Annotated in this window: 10 protein-coding genes; 6 read left to right on the top strand and 4 right to left on the bottom strand. The window is 49.4% G+C overall.

Annotated elements, in window-relative coordinates; all coding sequences use genetic code 11:
• Nucleotides 1–3 precede the first annotated feature (3 nt).
• Nucleotides 4–192 carry a DUF4177 domain-containing protein gene (locus D0B88_RS16015; protein ID WP_007643604.1) on the top strand — a complete coding sequence of 63 codons (189 nt, stop codon included), beginning with the start codon at nt 4–6 and terminating at the stop codon, nt 190–192.
• A gap of 74 nt (nt 193–266) precedes the next feature.
• Here D0B88_RS16015 and D0B88_RS16010 read toward each other — a convergent pair whose 3' ends face one another.
• Complete coding sequence (locus D0B88_RS16010; RefSeq protein WP_225318412.1) at nt 267–986, bottom strand: GntR family transcriptional regulator; 720 nt, start codon at nt 984–986, stop codon at nt 267–269.
• A gap of 141 nt (nt 987–1,127) precedes the next feature.
• On the opposite strand from D0B88_RS16010, the gene D0B88_RS16005 reads away from it, so the two are divergent.
• Nucleotides 1,128–1,424 (top strand): hypothetical protein, encoded by a 297-nt coding sequence (locus tag D0B88_RS16005; RefSeq protein WP_151058402.1) that lies wholly within the window; start codon nt 1,128–1,130, stop codon nt 1,422–1,424.
• Here D0B88_RS16005 and D0B88_RS16000 read toward each other — a convergent pair.
• The 3 genes from D0B88_RS16000 to mltF form a co-directional block, all read right to left on the bottom strand.
• Complete coding sequence (locus D0B88_RS16000) at nt 1,421–3,997, bottom strand: DUF349 domain-containing protein (protein ID WP_151058400.1); 2,577 nt, start codon at nt 3,995–3,997, stop codon at nt 1,421–1,423. The genes D0B88_RS16005 and D0B88_RS16000 overlap by 4 nt on opposite strands.
• Before the next feature lie 84 nt (nt 3,998–4,081).
• The gene (locus tag D0B88_RS15995) at nt 4,082–7,135 is read right to left on the bottom strand and encodes an FAD-binding and (Fe-S)-binding domain-containing protein (RefSeq protein ID WP_151058398.1); all 3,054 of its coding nucleotides are present in this window, start codon (nt 7,133–7,135) and stop codon (nt 4,082–4,084) included.
• A gap of 219 nt (nt 7,136–7,354) precedes the next feature.
• Entirely contained in the window at nt 7,355–8,863 is a 1,509-nt protein-coding gene (mltF, locus tag D0B88_RS15990; RefSeq protein WP_151058396.1) for a membrane-bound lytic murein transglycosylase MltF, read from the bottom strand.
• A 657-nt stretch (nt 8,864–9,520) separates the two neighbouring features.
• Between mltF and purL the strand changes: the two genes are divergently transcribed.
• The 4 genes from purL (at nt 9,521) to D0B88_RS15970 (ending at nt 15,596) form a co-directional block, all read left to right on the top strand.
• Nucleotides 9,521–13,393 (top strand): phosphoribosylformylglycinamidine synthase, encoded by a 3,873-nt coding sequence (gene purL / locus D0B88_RS15985; RefSeq protein ID WP_151058394.1) that lies wholly within the window; start codon nt 9,521–9,523, stop codon nt 13,391–13,393.
• 209 nt (nt 13,394–13,602) lie between these two features.
• Nucleotides 13,603–13,983: a GntR family transcriptional regulator gene (locus D0B88_RS15980; protein ID WP_198284807.1), complete on the top strand. Its 381-nt coding sequence runs from the start codon at nt 13,603–13,605 to the stop codon at nt 13,981–13,983.
• Between the two features lie 51 nt (nt 13,984–14,034).
• Nucleotides 14,035–14,919 carry an ABC transporter ATP-binding protein gene (locus tag D0B88_RS15975; protein WP_007643584.1) on the top strand — a complete coding sequence of 295 codons (885 nt, stop codon included), beginning with the start codon at nt 14,035–14,037 and terminating at the stop codon, nt 14,917–14,919.
• On the top strand, nt 14,916–15,596 hold the full coding sequence (locus D0B88_RS15970) for an ABC transporter permease (protein WP_007643583.1): 681 nt from the start codon (nt 14,916–14,918) through the stop codon (nt 15,594–15,596). Before D0B88_RS15975 ends, D0B88_RS15970 begins: the two co-directional genes overlap by 4 nt.
• Nucleotides 15,597–15,632 lie beyond the last annotated feature (36 nt).

Raw genomic sequence — 15,632 nt, 5'->3', positions numbered from 1 at the left:
CAAATGCGTTGGGAATATAAAACGATCAAATTTAAAAAGCGTAGTTTTTTTTCAGGTTCTTTGGATACAGATGAATTGAATCAGGAAATTAATGCATTGGGGCGCGATGGCTGGGAGTTGGTGAGCATTTGCCCGGCGATTTTCATGGGGGCTCCGCAAGGTGTGATTGCGGTATTAAAGCGTTCGCATTGATGTGATGCGTATGCCTTCCGCTAACAAAAAAGCAGCCTAAGCTGCTTTTTTGTTAGCGCCGGTACGTAAAGTTTCTATTCAAAATATTCCGGATGTTCCTGCGGAATCACTTCCAAAATATTGTAAACATCTTTTAAGTGAACGCTCATGGCTGCCGCCGATTTTTCCGCTGAGCCGGACTTGATCGCTTTAATAATACCCGAGTGCTGGCTGAGGATACGTTTGTACTGACCGCTGACGTGCAGGCTAAGGCAGCGAACTCTGTCCATGTGGGCTTTTTCTGCCTCGATAAAAGCAGCTACACGGGCGTAATGGGTGAACCCTGCCAATGTCTGGTGAAAGTTGTCATCCAGCGTTTGAAAGGCGAGGGCGTCATCGTCTGCGGCGGCGACCTTCTGGTCGGCGATAATTTTTTCGCAGGTGGCTACGGCCTCCAAACGGGTGGCATCATCAGTATTGGTGGCGAGGTGGCTCACTACCGCAACTTCCAGCGCTTCGCGAATAAAACGCGCTTCCAGAATTTTATCCATGCTGAATTTGGATACATAAGTGCCACGTTGGGGCAACACCTCTACAAATCCAATATTGGACAATTGAATCAGCGCTTCGCGCACGGGGGTTCTGCTCACCCCGAATTGTTGCGCAAGAGCGGTTTCGGAAATCATCTGGCCGGGTAATAGTTCCATGCTAATAATCGCATCGCGAATAAATCCGAATATTTGGCTGGCGGCCGGGCGGTCATAAGACAAGCCTTTGGCATCGGTACGCATGCTTATCACAGGCTGTTTAGCCACGGGTGTCTCCTTATGTTGATTTAGCCGCAGAGTTTACTTTAAGGATAAAACTCTATGCAAATATGAAAAGTGCAAATTTATGATAAAGTCAATGTGACAAAAAGGTTGACCCACTAGTATACAAGGTATAGGATAGCATCAATGTTCAGTGTTTTCTCGTCGGGAGATACTGGACAGGGGTTGTGTTTGACCTTTTTCTGGCAGATGCAAACTGCGTCTGCCAGTTTTTTCCACAACCGTTGGGTATCACTTGTTCCGATTTTTTTGACCTCTCCCATTGAGCAGCAATCCTTAGGCTTGCTGCTTTTTTTTACCTGTGATTTTTTATTTATCAATTTTCCATCTATATTTTTATCTATAAAAAAAGGGCAGAAAAATCTGCCCTTTATCAATATACCTTTAGCCGGATTTTGCGGTCCGAATTGCCTGCTGCATTAAGCCATCATTTGTTCTCGGCAGTGGTTAAAACGAGCGAGCAGAGTGGCGTAATCTGCATTACTGACACCTGACAACAAAATCCACTCGGTCAACAGCGGTTCAAAGCTGGTATCACGCTGTCCAAAACCTTGTTGCATGAGTTGTACTTGATAAGCCATACGTGCTTGTTTATCACTGGCAGGGCTTTCTTGTCCCGCCAGAATTTCGGCGCGAATGGTCAGTATTTTCATGGCTTGGGTATTTGTGGTTTGATCCGCCGCTGTAATGGCGTCTGCTTTTGCCAAACGGAGCTGCAAACTGTTGAAGCAACCGTTTGGCCAGCGTGGGGTATTGGCGATAAGTGTTTCCAGTGCATCTTTTTCAGTCGCCAATTGTTCAGCGGGCTTTTGCGCGATCACTGCCAACTCATAATTGCGTATAGCATCCAGCGCATTGAATAAATCCTTCCAGCTTTGTTCTGCCGCTTGTGCACGGGCGCTGTCGCGCTTGGTGGCGATTGCGCTGAGGCCGGCGGCGAACTTTTGCTGTAAAGATTTAGCCGCTTCCTTGGGAAGATCCAGTGCCAAAAAGCTCGCTTGAATTGCTTCTATCTCAGTTTTTGCAGCTTTTAGCTCTTCCACTGAGCGAGTAGCAAAATCAGCGAGTTGTGTAATTAAGGCGTCGGCCTGTTGTACCACAGCATCGCGTGCGGCCTTGGCAGCTTCGAACGCTTCGCTGCGGCGAGCAAAAATGGCATCGCAGTGTTTGCGAAATTCTTGCCAGAGTTGTTGATCCTCTTTGTGCCAACTCTTGCCAATCGTTTTCCATTGAGCTTGTAGTTGTTTCACCGATTCTGTCGCAGCGCGCAGGTCAGCGTTATCCAATAAGGTTTGCGCTTGTTCAATCAGCTGTTGTTTGGCGGCTTTGTTGTTTTCATACTCCTGGGTGATTTTGCCAAAGAGTTGTTCCATTAAGGTTTCAAACTCTTTTTGTAGTTCGTTGCCAGCTTTGCGTGGAACCGGCCAGTAAGTTTGCCATTCTGCACGCGCAGTTTTTAAGGTTTGCTCTACGTCTTTCCACACCGCGTTAGTAAAATCGTAACCGTTTAAATAGGCTGTCAGCTGATTAACCAATTCACGGCGTTTGGTTAAATTCGCCTCGCGTGCGGCACTTTGCGCTTCAAAAAACTCTTTGCAAGGAGCATAGGCTACAGCCGATGCTTGCTGGAATTGTTGCCAGAGATCATCGTCTTGCTGTTGTGCGCCTTTGCTTACCTCTTTCCAGCTATCCTGTAATTCGTGAATTTTTGTGGCGAGAACTTCAGGGTCGATACTGCTGCTGGCCAGAGCTTGCATTTGGCTGATAAGCGCTTCTTTTTTGGGGGTTACTGCAAATTCATGCCAGTCGCCCAGTTTTGCAAGTTGCGCTTCAAAGTCGTCCAGTTTGGCTTGAATTCCTTTGGGTAATTCCTGGGTGGCAGCTACCAATTGCACACGTTTTTCTTCCAGTTCTTTTTGAATGGCGCGTGCTTTCCGCACGAAGCCCTGTTCAGCCGCCCACAAACCTTTGCGTGCCAGTTCACTAAATTCACGCAAACTATTTTTAGCCGCTTGTTCTGCTTGATGGCGCTCCGCCCAGATTGCATCTAGTTTTGCTTTGGCAGCGTGTAAGGTTTCCGGTAGTTCTTCACCCAGCTCACGGGCAGATTTAGCAAATTGCTGTAACTTTTGCTGGGCATTTTTAATCGTTTCACTGTCTTCCGCTTGTTGCAGCATATCGGCAATTTGTTGTGCGGTGCCGGAGGTCTTAATTTGGTCGATTAAATTCAGTGTTTGCTGCTTGCGCTGTTCGAATTCTTTGGTGAGGTTTTCCAGCGGTAATTGGCGATTGGCAGCCAGACGTATAGCGTTGCCCAGTTCCTGAATTTTTGCTTCATAATTTGCATTGACTAAATCGTCGATATGCGCGGCGCGATAAATATCTTGCGCCATGGCTTTAAGATTATTGTAAGCCTCCTGCGCGAGCTGTAGTGCTTGCTGGTCAAGCGTGATTTTTTCCTCTTCATCGGCGATAGCTTGCGCGCGCGCGGCCATTTTATTTTCACAAGCGTTGAGAGCTACTTGGTAGCGGTTTTGAATGTCGGTGGATACTTGACCCAGTGCCGCCCATTCACTTTCCAGTACGCTTAATTTGGCTTTGAACAGTGCGTCTGCTTCCTGGTGAACATGGCGTTCAAGTTTTTCGCAAATACGTGCGGCGCTAATTTCCAGCTCAGCTAATTTGGCATCTTCCGCTTTAAATACATCGAGTTTGGCTTTAACAATTTTAAAGACATTTTTGTCTTTGGTTTTGGCGGTTTTAGCCAGTTGTTCGAGTAGTTCACGGCTATGAATTTTTTCAGCAGCGGCTTGGCGTAAAGGGCTGGTGGTGCCATCGCTGGCAAGTTTTAATAATTCGTTTTCATCATTGGTTTGCTCAACCACATCCAGGGTAATAACTGGCTTGGGTGGTTTTACTTCGGCAACTACTATGGGGGCGGCCTTGATGGGTTCTACTTTATTTTTTGCACCAAACAGTTTGCGTAATAGTTTCATAATCGTGATTTCGTCAGTCAGTGAATTGGTAGGTTAGTGACACAGCGCTGCGTGCCGCTGTGTCAGGTATTGTTGCGACACGCTTTAAATAGATTGTTGCAACAAAACTTGTACTGGATGCGGCAATTTAACATTGTCGATCCGTTTGGTTTGGCTGCGGCAGGAATAACCCGTTGCAGTCAACTTGCCGGTGTTAACCGGATTATTTACCACTTGTGCCCAAGAGAGCGCATAGATTTTTTTAGAGGTTTCAAGGTTGCTGGTTTCATGGCCATAGGTGCCCGCCATGCCGCAGCATCCAGTCTCAATGACTTTCAGTTGTTGGCCGAGTTTGCCAAATACAGTTTGCCAATCTTTGACTGAGCTGACCGCATTGGTTTTTTCGGTGCAGTGTGCCAACAGCGAAAAATCTGCTGCTTTAAATTGCTTGTTGTTGCTTTCCAGGGCTTCGGCTTGTTTGGCGAGCCACTCTTGCAGCAATTGCACTTTTGGTGCGTTATCGCCCAGCACTTTTTTATATTCCGCGCGATAGGCCAAGGTCATTGCGGGCTCAATACCAATGAGGGCGATACCGGACGAGGCAATGCCATTTAATTGTGTGGCGTTGGCATCGGCAGCCTTGGCGAAGGCTTGCAAAAATCCGTGTACCTGCAGCGGTTTTCCGTTGGGTTTGAACGGTGCTAGCAAGGGCACAAAGCCCAATTTTTTAAGCAGTTTGAGGGTGTCTATCACCAGTGGTGTTTCAAAATAACTGGTGAAAGCATCCTGCACCAAAATCACAGCCTTGTTTTTTTCGGCTGGCGTGAGCTGTGCGATATTTTCCAGCGTGGCGTAATTCACGCCGAGTTTTTCGGCGGCTTTGTGTAGGTTAATGCCAGTTAACAACGGGCTGTCCACCATGCCAATGGCACGCGCCATAAATTTCTGCATGAATTTCGGTTTCATTGCCAAGTTGTAAGCCCAGGGCATTTTGGCAAGGGTTGGAATCATAAATTCCAAACCGCCAATAAAATAATCCTTGAGCGGGCGCAGGTAACGGCTGTAGTACAACTCTAAAAATTTCGCACGAAATTCGGGTACATCTACTTTAATCGGACATTGCGCAACGCAGGATTTGCAAGCGAGACAGCCAACCATGGACTCATGCACTTCGTGTGAAAAATCATAGTCGCCTTTGCGTTTACCTATAGTGTTAATGACGCGGCCGGGTAAATTAAATAGAAAACTTGCGCGTTTTATTTTTTTACTTTCCTCGACTGCATTCACGCCACGCTCGCTCATTTGTTTGAGCCATTCACGCATTAAGGAAGCGCGACCTTTGGGCGAGTGCTTGCGTTCGCGCGTACCTTTCCAGCTGGGGCACATGGCATCGTTAGGGTTCCAGCTGTAACACAAACCATTGCCGTTGCAGTGCATGCCTTCGCTATAACCTTCCCATACTTGTACTGGGATTTTTCGGTCTTGTTGCCCGCGAGTTGTGACACCATCAATTTTTAATAATGGAATGTCCGCCGCTGGCGTGGCGATTTTGCCGGGGTTTAATTGGTTGCGGGGATCAAACACCGCTTTAATGCGCTGGATTTGTGGGTACAGCTCGCCAAAAAATGCTGGCGCATATTCGGAGCGCACGCCTTTGCCATGTTCGCCCCATAATAGACCGTTATACTTTTGTGTCAGTGCAACAACGCGATCAGTGATGATACGCACCATTTTTTCTTGCGCGGGATCTTTCATGTCCAGAGCTGGGCGCACGTGCAATACACCGGCATCTACATGACCAAACATGCCGTAGGTAAGTTTGTATTCATCCAAAACGGCACGGAATTCGGCGATAAAATCGGCGAGGTTTTCCGGCGGCACGGCGGTGTCCTCTACAAAAGGCACCGGGCGAATTTCACCTTCCACGTTGCCGAGCAAACCCACGGCTTTTTTGCGCATGCCCCAAATTTTATTCACCGCATCGCTGCCCCAGGCGATGGAATAGCTTATGCGGCCTGTGGTGGTATCTTGTGCGGCCTTATCCAGCATGTCTGTCAGTTTTTTTACATCTGCTTTTAAATCGTCTTCCGAATCAGCCGTGTATTCCACCAGATTAATCCCCTGGATTTTTTCACCGCTTTGCGGCGCAGGGAAAAACTCGGCCACGCTGTGCCAGACAATATCGTTCATCGCCAGGTTCAACACTTTGGAATCGACGGTTTCGATGGAAGTTGGCTCAGCCTTCATCAATTGGGTGGCATCGCGCAGGGCGACGTTAAAGTCGCGATAATTCACGTTAATGAGCGCACTGCATTTTGGAATGGACAGTAAGCTGATTTTGGCTTCGGTGATGAAACCCAGCGTACCTTCACTGCCACACAAAATATTGTTGAGATTAAAACGGCCTTGTTCATCGCGAATATGCGCCAGGTCGTAGCCGGTCAGGCAGCGGTTTAGCTTGGGAAATTTGCTATCGATCAAGGCGTGATGCTCGCGTTGAATCGCATCAATAACGCGATGAATATCGCCGACACGGTCTTCGCGCTTCCACAGATTTTCCAGCTCGTCTTCGCTTATCGCGGCGGATGTCCACTCACTGCCATCGAGCAGTACCGTGGTTAATTCCAATACATGATCGCGGGTTTTGCCATAGCGGCAGGAGCCTTGGCCGGAGGCATCGGTATTAATCATGCCGCCAATGGTGGCGCGGTTACTGGTGGAGAGTTCCGGAGCAAAAAATAGACCGTGTGGTTTAATCGCTACATTGAGTTGATCCTTCACTACGCCACATTGCACACGCACCCAGCGCTCTTCGGCGTTGATCTCCAGAATCTGGTTCATGTACTTGGACGTGTCTACCACCAAACCATCAGTGAGTGATTGACCATTGGTGCCGGTGCCGCCGCCACGAGGGCTGAGAACTATGCCTTGGAATTGGGGCTCCTGACTGAGCTTGGCAATGCGTACCAGGTCGGCCGTATCACGCGGGTAGAGCACCCCTTGGGGCAGCACTTGATAAATGGAGTTATCCGTCGCCAGGACGGTGCGATTGGCGTAGTCCGGGCTCAGGTCACCGGTGAAACCCCTGTCGCGCAGGGCGTTGATAAAACTCAAATACAGGGCTTGAACGGGTGAGGTTTGGTCTATACGTGGAATCATGGAGTGATCATCAATCAGCAGCTAATCATGGGGCGGCATTCTACTCCCTTGCCTGCGCAAAGTCCCTGTTATTGAACGCTGCCCTTGATACGTTGTAGCCTGAAGAATCGCTCTCAATCGGCAGCAGTAGCCGGTAGGGGGAATGCAAGAAGTGATGGGCAAAAATAAACACTGCCGCAATAGCGGCAGTGTCAGGAGAGGTGCGTTAAACAATATCGATCAGAGTACAGAGAGGTTGCGTGCCCCGTTATCTGTCTGGTTGTCTTTGCTGTCATCGCTCTTGGAGGGGGTATTCAGCGATATGCGATTGCCTGCACCCGTCGTAGCTATGCGGAATTCTTCCTGTTGTTGGTGCCAAGCGATAATCTTGTGGTAGTTGAGCACGTTGTCTACAAACTTCACCGGCTCCCAACCGCGCATATAGCCGTGTTTCGCACGGCTGTAATACTGGTGTTTGGAGAGCAGTGGCATGTGTTTGCGCACATCGTCCCATTTACTTGGGTTGCCCCCCATGCGCTCGGTGAGTACACGTGCATCTTCCAAATGACCTAGGCCCTGATTGTAGGCGGCCAAGGCGAAATATAAGCGCTCATCACTCTCAATCCGTTGCGGCAGGCGATCAAGCAAGAGGCGCAGATATTTGGCGCCACCATAAATGCTTTGTTGTGGATCTTCGCGATCCTTAATGCCCATGGCTTTAGCCGTATTTTTGGTCAGCATCATCAAGCCGCGTACACCCGTGTGAGAGCGGGCATCAGCCTTCCAGTGCGATTCCTGATAACTAATTGCCGCCAATAATTGCCAGTCCAAATCAAATTCGGCAGCGGAAGCCTTCATGTCTTCCAACCATTGCGGCAAACGTTGTTCCAGTCTGTAGGTAAGCGCCATGGCTTCGCCTGTGGTGACTTCCTGGATGTGACGATCAAAAAACTCTTCAGTGACTTTTGCCAGGGTGCCATCTGTTTTGATACTGCTTAAATAACGCTGGGCAACCGAAAACAGCGTGTCATCCTGCAGGGCAGGGAAAGCCCACGCCAAATCCTGCGGGTCACTGACGTCAAAGGCTAATTTGGCTTTGGGGTAAGAGTAGCGATTCAGGTCATAAGCGCTCGAATCCACTACGGCGTAATCCGCTTCCCCTTTATTGACCAGCTCTAGTAGGTCGATCATTTCGGCATCTACTTCACGCCACAGCAAATCCGGATATTGGGCCCGTAGTGCATCTAAACGCTTGGTGTGCGATGAGTTGGCAATCACCAGAACTTCTTTCCCCCTCAATGCTTCAATACTGGAGGGCTGGCGCAAGCGGCTGTTATAAACCAGCTGCTGTGTGATCTGCATAAATGGGTCGGCAAAGCTCAGGTTTTTGTGGCGACTTTCCAGCGCCGTCAAACCCGCCGCAGCAAAGTGATATTTTTTACTTTCAACGCCGGTGAGCATGAGTTCCAGATTGGATTCGTCTTCAATAACCAAGCGTACACCGAGTGAATCGGCGAAGCCTTTCACCAAGCTGTATTCAAAGCCGGTAAGGCCATTAGGGCCTTCATAATAGGTAGTAGGGCCGTTGCTCGATACTACGCGCAATTCGCCTGCTTCAAGAACCTGCTCCAACTGAGTAGGTGGGGTACTACGAACCAGCACAAAACTGCCGGCAATCAGTAACGAACCGATGATCAGGCTCGTCACCATGGACTTAATCACTAACACAAAAGGTTTGCGAATTTCCATAAGGGGGTTACTCCGGTTTCTGAACTGCATCGCCCGAAAGGGTGTTCTATTTCGTGTGTGCGCATTCATGCCGAATCCAAATCCATTAATGACCCGTGCAAATACCCGACCATGGTATAGCCAGTTTTTAGGTGTGCCTAGCTTGTTTTTTGATCATACATAGGTTAGCTCGCTGGCGATAATTTGACCTATTTTGCCTCAATTCCTCTGTTGACAAGGGTTCTGGCGGATTTAAGGCGCTGTGTAAAAGCCGACGAGCGGCGAAAAAAAAGCACAAAAATGGTGTTTTGGATGCCATTTTTGCTCTTGGGCAGCGCACAAATAGGCTTGTAGTCGTAAATTTTTGTTAAAAATCTGCGCAAATAATCTTCAAAAATCAGATTTTTTAGTTATAAGGCTCTTATTTCGCTTGGTTTTTTTTGGCGTCTTAAGTGCTTTCTGCGAGATCATTTTTGTACCGTTAAGGGACTTACCGGGATTTCAGGTGCCCTGTTCATCCTTCTATATATATGCTTTACGACGGCGCTAGTGGATGCCCCTATATTGCTTGCTTACCCAAGCCTGATAGCCGGGATGAAAAACCTGTCTGATTTACTGCTAAATCCAGTACAATGGCGGCCTTTTTTCCCATCCCCCGATGCTGAGGCTCTTCCCACTATGCTGATTCTGCGTGGCGCTCCCGCTCTTTCCAGTTTCCGTACACAAAAACTCCTGACCACCCTGCAACAGCGCGTGCCTGCAGTCACTGGTGTCAGCTCCGAATTTGTGCACTTCGCCAACCTATCTGCGCCGTTGAGTGCGGAGCAATTGCAGGTATTGCAGCAACTATTAACCTACGGCCCGAAAGTCGAAGGGGAAGTGAATCACGAAGGTGAGTTATTTTTGGTAGTGCCGCGCTTGGGTACTATTTCACCTTGGGCTTCCAAGGCGACCGATATCGCCAAAAATACCGGTCTGGATACCGTAAAGCGGGTTGAACGCGGTGTTGCCTATTATGTGCAGGGCGCTATTTCGCCGTCTGATCGCGCCGCCATTATTGCGGTACTGCACGATCGTATGGTGGAAACCGTGTTTGCTAGCCTGGAAGCCGCAGAGCAAATTTTTACCGCGCAACAGCCTGCACCACAAACCAGCGTGGATATTCTTGGCGGTGGGCGCGACGCTTTGGTTGCTGCCAATAAATCACTCGGTTTGGCTCTCGCCGATGACGAAATTGATTATCTGGTTGATGCCTTTAATACCCTCGGCCGCAACCCCGTCGATGTAGAGTTGATGATGTTTGCACAGGCAAACTCCGAACACTGCCGCCACAAAATCTTTAATGCCTCCTGGACTATCGACGGTGTTGAGCAGGAGCGCAGCCTGTTCAAGATGATCAAAAACACCAATGAAGTGGGTGGTGAAGATGTGCTCTCGGCCTATGCCGATAACGCCGCGGTAGTGGTTGGTCACGAAGCAGGGCGCTTCTACCCCAATCCAGCTACCAAAGCCTACGAATACCATCAAGAACCTATTCATCTATTAATGAAGGTGGAGACTCACAATCACCCCACGGCGATTTCGCCTTTCTCGGGCGCCGGTACTGGCTCCGGCGGTGAGATTCGCGATGAAGGTGCGGTAGGCCGCGGCTCCAAACCCAAAGTGGGTTTGAATGGTTTCACTGTATCCAACCTGCAGATCCCCGGTTTTGAGCAACCGTGGGAACAGAACTACGGCAAACCCGGTCGCATCGTGACTGCGCTGGATATCATGATTGACGGCCCACTCGGTGGTGCGGCGTTTAACAACGAGTTTGGTCGCCCGAATATTTGCGGCTACTTCCGCACCTTTGAAGAAGACTTCGACGGCGAGCGTCGCGGTTACCACAAGCCCATCATGTTGGCGGGCGGCTATGGCAACATCAAGGCTGAACATATCGAAAAACCGCCCTTTGCCGCGGGTTCAAAATTGGTGGTGCTCGGCGGCCCGGCGATGCTAATTGGTTTGGGTGGTGGAGCGGCATCTTCCATGGCATCTGGCTCTTCCTCGGAAGATCTGGATTTCGCCTCGGTGCAACGCCAAAACCCCGAAATCGAACGCCGCTGTCAGGAAGTGATCGACGCCTGCTGGCAACAGGGCGACAACAACCCTATCGCCTTTATTCACGATGTGGGTGCGGGTGGTTTATCCAACGCTTTCCCTGAGCTGGTAAAAGACGGCGGCACCGGCGGCAAATTTGAGCTGCGCAATGTGCCTAATGACGAACCGGGCATGAGCCCGCTGGCGATCTGGTGTAACGAATCGCAAGAGCGCTATGTATTGGCGATTAAACCGCAGGATCTGGCGCGTTTTGAAACCATTTGTCAACGCGAGCGCGCACCCTACGCCGTAGTGGGCGAGGCGACCGATGAGAAACACCTGCTGGTCAACGACAAACACTTCGACGCCAAACCCGTCGATCTGCCTATGTCTGTGTTGTTTGGCAAGCCGCCCAAAATGCACCGCACGGCGCACTCCCATAGCGCCGCTGTAGCGCCTTTCTCGACTGAAGATATCAATATCAACGACGCCGCCGAACGTGTACTTAAACACCCGGCTGTGGCGAGCAAAAACTTCCTGATTACCATCGGCGACCGCTCGGTTACCGGCATGGTGGTGCGCGATCAAATGGTTGGCCCCTGGCAGGTTCCGGTAGCTGACTGCGCCGTGACTACCGTGAGTTACGACAGCATCAAAGGCGAAGCCATGAGCATGGGCGAGCGCACCCCGCTGGCACTGCTTGATGCGCCTGCGTCTGGCCGTATGGCAATTGCCGAAGCCATTACCAATATCGCTGCGACTCGCATTGAAAAACTTTCTGATGTGAAGTTGTCAGCCAACTGGATGTGTGCGGCGGGCCATAAAGGTGAAGACGAAAAACTCTATCGCACTGTACAAGCCGTGGGAATGGAGCTCTGCCCTGAGCTGGGTATTACTATCCCGGTAGGTAAAGACTCCATGTCCATGCGCACCGCGTGGAAAGACGGTAGTCAAGACAAAGCTGTTACCGCTCCGCTCTCGCTGGTGATTTCGGCGTTTGCGCCGGTGGTGGATGTACGTCAAACCCTCACGCCCCAGCTGCGTACCGACAAGGGCGCTACCGACCTAATTCTGGTTGACCTGGGTAATGGCAAAAACCGCTTGGGTGGTTCGATCCTGACGCAGGTTTACAACCAAATGGGTGATGTAGCCGCTGACCTGGATTCCGGTGCCCAGCTCAAAGGTTTCTTTAATGCGATGCAAGCGAGCCTTGCCGCCAATGAAATCCTCGCGTACCACGATCGCAGTGATGGCGGTTTGTTTGCCACTGTGGCGGAAATGGCTTTTGCCGGTCATACCGGTGTGGATATTTCACTGGATGGTCTGGGCGATGATGCACTCGCCGTTCTGTTCAGCGAAGAGGCGGGCGCTGTGTTGCAAGTGGCACGGGATAAATCCGCCGCGGTACAAGCGCGTTTTACCGCCGCCGGCATCAGCCATGTGCGTGTGATTGGCCAATTAAACGACGAAGATACATTGCGTATCAGTGCCAACAACGCGGTGATTTTTGATCAGGCTCGCGCTGCACTGCAAAGCCTCTGGGCGGAAACCAGCTACCGCATTCAAGCGCTGCGCGATAACCCTGCCTGCGCGCAATCTGAATTCGACGGCATCCTCAAGTCAGATCCCGGTCTAAGCGTAAAACTCAGTTTCGATCAAAACGAAGACGTTGCCGCACCTTTTATCAACACTGGCGTGCGCCCCAGCATTGCGGTACTGCGTGAGCAGGGCGTAAACGGTCATGTGGAAATGGCTGCGGCGTTTGATCGCGCTGGTTTCAACGCCGTTGATGTACACATGAGTGATTTACTTTCTGGCCGGGTATCGCTTGCAGCGTTCAAAGGTTTGGTGGCTTGCGGTGGTTTCTCTTACGGCGACGTACTGGGTGCTGGCGAAGGTTGGTCCAAAACCATTTTGTTCAACAACAAAGTACGTGATGAGTTCGAGTCTTTCTTCCACCGCAATGACACTTTCAGCTTAGGTGTGTGTAACGGTTGCCAGATGATGTCGAATTTGAAAAATCTGATTCCCGGTGCCGATCATTGGCCGCGTTTTGTGCGCAACCTTTCTGAACAATTTGAAGCGCGTTTTAGCTTAGTGCAGGTGCAGGAGTCGTCTTCGGTATTGTTTAAGGGTATGGCGGGTTCCCATATGCCGGTCGCTGTGGCGCACGGTGAAGGCTATGCCGAATTTGCCAACGCTGACGCACTCAAACGTTGCAACGAGAGTGGCACAGTGGCGATGCGTTTTATCGACAACCACTTAAACGCCACCGAAACCTATCCGGCCAACCCCAACGGTTCACCGCTGGGTATCACCAGTGTGGCCAGTAAGGATGGTCGCGTGACGATTATGATGCCGCACCCGGAGCGGGTATTCCGTTCCGTCACCAACTCCTGGAAACCGGACGATTGGCAAGACGATGGCGCCTGGTTGCGTCTGTTCCGCAATGCACGGGTGTTTGTGGGCTAATTTCCACTGCTGCAAAAAAACAAAGGGGGCTTCGGCCTCCTTTGTCATTTCTGATGGCGTTATTTTTATTTCCCTTCCTGAAAAACTCTTTTCTCTTTTCTCTTTTCTCTTTTCTCTTTTCTCTTTTCTCTTTTCTCTTTTCTCGCTTGCTGTCTGTGTATATCTGTGCATATACTGTGTATATCAAATATATACAGATAGAGGTGTGCGTGACTGAGGAGCTGTTTCTCTCGCAAAACGATAGTCGCCCCATGTACTTGCAAATCATGGCGCAGATTAAACAAAAAATCCGTGTGGGCGATTGGCCTGCAGGGCACCCATTGCCGTCTATTCGTGAACTGAGTGCGCAAACCAAAGTAAGTGTAATTACGGTCAAGCGCGCTTACAGCGAACTTGAAATGGAGCGGGTGATAGTCACCCAGCCGGGACGGGGATCTTTTGTTGCCGCGCAGGCTGATTTGCCCGGTGTATTAGCGCAGCATGAATTAACGCTGCAAATTAATGAGCTGGTAAACAATGCTCTTGCACTGGGTTTGGATGAAGCAGGAATTATTGCACTTATTCAGCAGGCTATAGCGGCACGCAAATAAGTTAATAAATGACTGTGATTTTTTAGGCGAGGGTTTTTAAAAGGTCTGATTATGGAAAATGCAATTGAACTTCAAAATGTGTGCAAGCGTTATCCGGATTTTTATTTGGATAATCTGAGTCTGCAATTACCGGTCGGGCAGGTGATGGGGTTGGTGGGGGTTAATGGCGCCGGCAAATCTACTACTTTGCGTTTAGTCATGGGATTGATTCAGCCAGACAGTGGCAGCGTGCATGTCTTGGGCCAGAAGTTACCGGAGCAGCAGGTAGCGGTAAAACAGCAAATCGGTTTTGCTTCTGATGATATGCGGCTTTACAAAAGTGAAACCCTGCGCTGGCACATGCAGTTCATCCAGTCAATTTATCCCTCATGGGATCCAACATACGCAGCCCATTTATTAAAAATATTTGATTTGCGTGTGGACCAAAAAATGAAAGGTTTTTCACACGGGCAGCGTGTTAAAGCGGGCTTGCTACTGGTGCTGGCGCGGCGCCCCAAACTTGTGGTCTTGGATGAGCCTACAACTGGGCTTGATCCCGTTGCCCGTGAAGAAGTATTAACGGAGCTTGCCGCTATTCTGCGCGATGAAGATCGCAGCGTTTTGTTTTCATCACACAATACGCAAGATATAGAACAGCTTTCTGATTCGATTAGTTTTGTGCACAAAGGGAAGTTGCTGGACTCGCAAGATAAAGAGACCTATCTGGAGCGCTGGCGAAGAATTCTTTGTACCAGCAGTATGGATCCTACCGGTCTCGAATTATCAGGTTTGGTGCGCGTCAAACATAACGGTTCCTTGCAAGAAATTATTGTTAATCAATTTACAGAATCCACGCTTGCCCATTTGAGTGCGCAAGGTGTCAATGTAACCAGTGTAGAGCCTATGACGCTGGAGAAAATTTTTGTCGCTACAGTAAAAGCAGGAGTGAATTCATGAGTTACACACTGAACTTACCGGTGGTTAAACAATTAGTTGCCAAGGATTGGTATCTGCAGCGGAAATTTATCGTGTTGTATACCTTGGCTGGCATCGCTGCGTTGAGTTTTATCAGCCTTGGCGAGTGGCAGTTCGTAATGGGCTCCACTTTGTTAATGAGCGCTGTTATTGGCATGGGGAATCATCAAATTAGCAGCACTATTATTAATGAGCGAAAGGAACATACCCTGCCTTTTATTATGAGTTTACCTGTTACACCCGTTGACTACGCACTGGCTAAATTAATTGCCTGTATGACGCTGTTTGTTTTTCCTTGGTTGTTGATTGTAGCTGCGACCATATTTGTATTTAGTGCTAGCCCAATACCCGATGGATTGCTACCACTGTGTTTAATTTTGGCGTTGTATTTTTTATTGAGTTACTGCCTGACGTGGGCTACGGGGATGATTAGTGAGTCGGATGGCATGGTGTTATTTGTAATGATTTTTTTAAACTGCATGATTGGTCCGATGATTTATATGGTTGCCCGGATAGAGAGTATTCGCACACACTTATTTAGTTCGCAGGCGGTATGGAGTAGTGAGGCACTGGGTATTATTGCTGTGCAGTTGTCCTTTTTAGCAGTTGCATTGCTGGTTGCATTTGTGTGGCAAGCGCGCAAGGAAACGTTTTTATAAATAGCTGTAATGAATAGCGATAATTAAAAAGGGAGG

Source organism: Cellvibrio sp. KY-YJ-3, assembly GCF_008806955.1.
GTDB lineage: Bacteria > Pseudomonadota > Gammaproteobacteria > Pseudomonadales > Cellvibrionaceae > Cellvibrio.
This window is presented reverse-complemented; position numbering and strand designations above follow the sequence as displayed.

What these genes read in the sequence shown, in the direction of transcription:
- D0B88_RS16015 (WP_007643604.1), top strand. Translation starts at nt 4, where the DNA reads ATGCGTTGGGAATATAAAACGATCAAATTTAAAAAGCGTAGTTTTTTT.
- D0B88_RS16005 (WP_151058402.1), top strand. Translation starts at nt 1,128, where the DNA reads ATGTTCAGTGTTTTCTCGTCGGGAGATACTGGACAGGGGTTGTGTTTG.
- D0B88_RS16000 (WP_151058400.1), bottom strand. Translation starts at nt 3,997, where the DNA reads ATGAAACTATTACGCAAACTGTTTGGTGCAAAAAATAAAGTAGAACCC.
- D0B88_RS15995 (WP_151058398.1), bottom strand. Translation starts at nt 7,135, where the DNA reads ATGATTCCACGTATAGACCAAACCTCACCCGTTCAAGCCCTGTATTTG.
- mltF (WP_151058396.1), bottom strand. Translation starts at nt 8,863, where the DNA reads ATGGAAATTCGCAAACCTTTTGTGTTAGTGATTAAGTCCATGGTGACG.
- purL (WP_151058394.1), top strand. Translation starts at nt 9,521, where the DNA reads ATGCTGATTCTGCGTGGCGCTCCCGCTCTTTCCAGTTTCCGTACACAA.
- D0B88_RS15975 (WP_007643584.1), top strand. Translation starts at nt 14,035, where the DNA reads ATGGAAAATGCAATTGAACTTCAAAATGTGTGCAAGCGTTATCCGGAT.
- D0B88_RS15970 (WP_007643583.1), top strand. Translation starts at nt 14,916, where the DNA reads ATGAGTTACACACTGAACTTACCGGTGGTTAAACAATTAGTTGCCAAG.